Origin of the sequence: Segetibacter aerophilus (genome assembly GCF_007991655.1) — a bacterium.
GTDB classification, from domain to species: domain Bacteria; phylum Bacteroidota; class Bacteroidia; order Chitinophagales; family Chitinophagaceae; genus Segetibacter; species Segetibacter aerophilus.
On sequence record NZ_BJYT01000023.1, the window covers coordinates 1 to 3,105 of the forward strand.

The 3,105-nt window shown below is 42.2% G+C and carries 2 protein-coding genes; both read left to right on the forward strand.

Going from position 1 to position 3,105, the window contains the following annotated elements; translation table 11 throughout:
• Positions 1 to 131: 131 nt before the first annotated feature.
• Positions 132 to 2,012: a gamma-glutamyltransferase family protein gene (locus tag SAE01_RS20185; protein ID WP_147205620.1), complete on the forward strand. Its 1,881-nt coding sequence runs from the start codon at positions 132 to 134 to the stop codon at positions 2,010 to 2,012.
• Between the two features lie 82 nt (positions 2,013 to 2,094).
• Positions 2,095 to 3,018 (forward strand): alpha/beta hydrolase, encoded by a 924-nt coding sequence (locus tag SAE01_RS20190; RefSeq protein ID WP_147205621.1) that lies wholly within the window; start codon positions 2,095 to 2,097, stop codon positions 3,016 to 3,018.
• Positions 3,019 to 3,105 lie beyond the last annotated feature (87 nt).

Here is a 3,105-nt window from a genome sequence, read left to right on the forward strand (position 1 = left end):
AGTCACGTTGCAAGAACGAAGCCCAGCGGCTTGAGCTTTAACATGAATTGATTTGACTTGCAAAAAAGGTGTCGAAAGCGGCTGCAAGCAATGATCGCTTACCATTACCTTTAAAGCATCAATTTTTGGTTATGAAATTTTTTTTGATAGCGGCACTTCTGGCAACTTGTGCAATTCCTGCGATTGCTCAGACAACGCAGAAGCCACCACTTCACGGTAAAAACTGGATGGCTATAACAGGTAAGCCTCTAGCTGCTACCGCTGGCGCAATGATTTTTTCAAAAGGTGGTAACGCCGTTGATGCGGCGTGCGCTATGCTTGCATCAACTTGTACCATGTGGGATGTGTTGAGTTGGGGCGGAGAAACACAAGCGCTGATCTACAATCCAAAGACAAAAAAAGTTATTGCTATCAATGCTATGGGTGTTGCTCCAACCGGAGCTACAGTTGATTTTTTTAAAAGCAAGGGATACAACTTTCCACCTGAGTATGGTCCTTTGGCTGCCACAACACCAGGCACTCCCGGTGGCATTTGTTATATGCTCGCAAACTATGGAACTATGAGCCTTGCTCAAGTACTGGCTCCCGCAATGCAACTTGCGGCGGGTTATCCAATAGAAGCACAGACAGCCAACAGCATTGAAAAATATAAGGACTCAATCAAACAATGGGCTTACAGCAAAAAGATCTTTCTAACACATACAGGCGAAAAAAGGGAAGCGCCTGAAGCCGGTGAAATCTTTGTGCAAAAAGATCTCTTGCAAACCCTAACTAAGATGGTGGAAGCCGAGAGAATGGCACTGAAAAAAGGAAAGACTCGAAAAGATGCTATCATGGCGGCCTTTGATCGCTTCTACAAAGGAGACATTGCCCAGGAGTTTGTTCGAGGAAGTAAAGAGCAAGGTGGATTAATTACTATGCAGGATTTGGCAAAATGGAAACCGGTTGAAGAGGAACCATTAAAAGTAAATTACAAAGGCATAGATGTATATAAACTGCAACAATGGACTCAAGGACCTATGCTGTTGCAATCGCTGAACATACTTGAAAACTTCGATCTAAAAAGCATGGGTTACAATAGCCCGAAATATATTCATACGATCTACCAAACAATGAGTCTTGCTTTTGCTGACCGCGATTTTTATTATGGAGATCCACGCTTTCCACCCGCAGAACCAATTAAAGGATTGCTGAGTAAGGACTATGCGAAACAACGCGCTTCACTTATTACGTTCGACAAGAATAATCCGGGTATTGGTCCCGGTGATCCTTATCCCTTTGAAGGAAAAACGAACCCTTTTGTTCAATTGCTTAAAAGCAGGGGCTTTGAACCTGATACATCGAAACGAAACTTTGCTCCAACACATGACCTTCGTAATACTCTGGGTATGACTGAATATCATGAGAAATTATGGATGGGCACAACCAGTGTAGAGGCGGCGGATAAAGAAGGTTGGGTTGTCTCAATTACACCAAGCGGCGGATGGTTGCCTGCTTGCATCGCCGGAAACACAGGAGTAGGTATGAGCCAAAGAATGCAAAGCTTTGTCCTCGACTCCACTCTAAATCCTTTCAATGTTGTTGAACCGGGAAAACGGCCAAGAGTTACTTTGACACCGACAATGGCGTTAAAAGATGGCAAGCCTTACTTATCATTTGCTGTACAAGGCGGTGACACCCAGGATCAAAACCTCTTGCAATTTTTTCTAAATGTTGCAGAGTTTGGAATGACAGTTCAGCAGGCAACAGAAGCGGCTAACATAAATACAAATCAGTTATGGCTGTCGTTGGGTGGAATGAAAAACGATGATCGTAAGCCAAGACCAGGAAACATTTTGCTCCACATTAATACACCGGAAGCAATACGAAACGAGTTACAGAAGATGGGCTACATTATGACTTTCGAAGACCGAACAAGTGGACCGATCAATGCGATTTACTTCGATTGGAAACATGGTAGTTTTTGGGGTGGATCGAGTAATAATGGAGAGGATTATGGAATTGGGTGGTAGCCTGATTAGAAATTCTTTAATTAGCAATTAGGAATTAGGAATTAAAAACATCGAATTGGCTGGATGTAAATAACTACGCTTAATGAAAACAAACTGCTTGAAAACTTTGGTTCTATTTATAATTTTAAGCGTGTCGCTTAACACGGTCCGCGGTCAAACACCCGCACGTATTGAACAGATCTTTCCTGCCGGAACCATTACTCATAGCAACATCGCCTATGCTGGCGATACATTGCAAAAACACCTACTCGATATTTACCTTCCTGCCAATGCAAAAGCTAATACTCCATTGATCGTCTGGGTTCATGGTGGTGCGTGGATGTTAAATGATAAGTACGCCGACATGAGTTACATGAAAAACACGATTAAGGGTTTTTTAGATAATGGTTATGCGCTTGCATCTATTGATTACAGGTATAGCACTACTGCACCTTTTCCCGCCCAGATTCAAGATTGTAACCAGGCTCTTGATTTTCTTTATAAAAATGCTGCTAAATTTAAGCTTGACAAAAATCGTATCGCCCTAATTGGATTTTCTGCCGGCGGTCACCTGGCTTCATTGCTCGCCCTTTCTAACAACAATAACGTTGGTGCCTTTCATCCATCTGGATCAAAAGGCCAGTTCAAAATAAAATGCGTACTTGATTTTTATGGCCCTTCTGATTTTATTGCAATTTTTAATAATCCGGATACTTCTATTAATAATGCCCGAAATCCAGTAGCCATACTTTTGGGTGCTACGCCTATCGATCGACCTGATCTTGCAAAGCGTGCAAGTCCGGTTACCTATATTGACAAAGACGATCCGCCTTTTTTTATTGTGCAGGGCGAAAAGGATGAGTCTGTTCCGAATACACAGTCCAAGTTATTAAGTAGTTGGTTGACTCTTACAGGTGTAAAAAATGAATTAATCGTAGTTCCAAACGCCCCGCATTATGGAGAAATGTTTGATGCAGATTGGATTAGGCAAAGGCTTTTTAAATTTTTAGAAAGCAATTTGAAGTAGACGTGATGAGGAGGCTCATTTTTTCATACTGTGTTTCAACTAAAGTCAAAAGCTCAAGCCGCTAGGCTTCGTTCTTGCAACGCGACT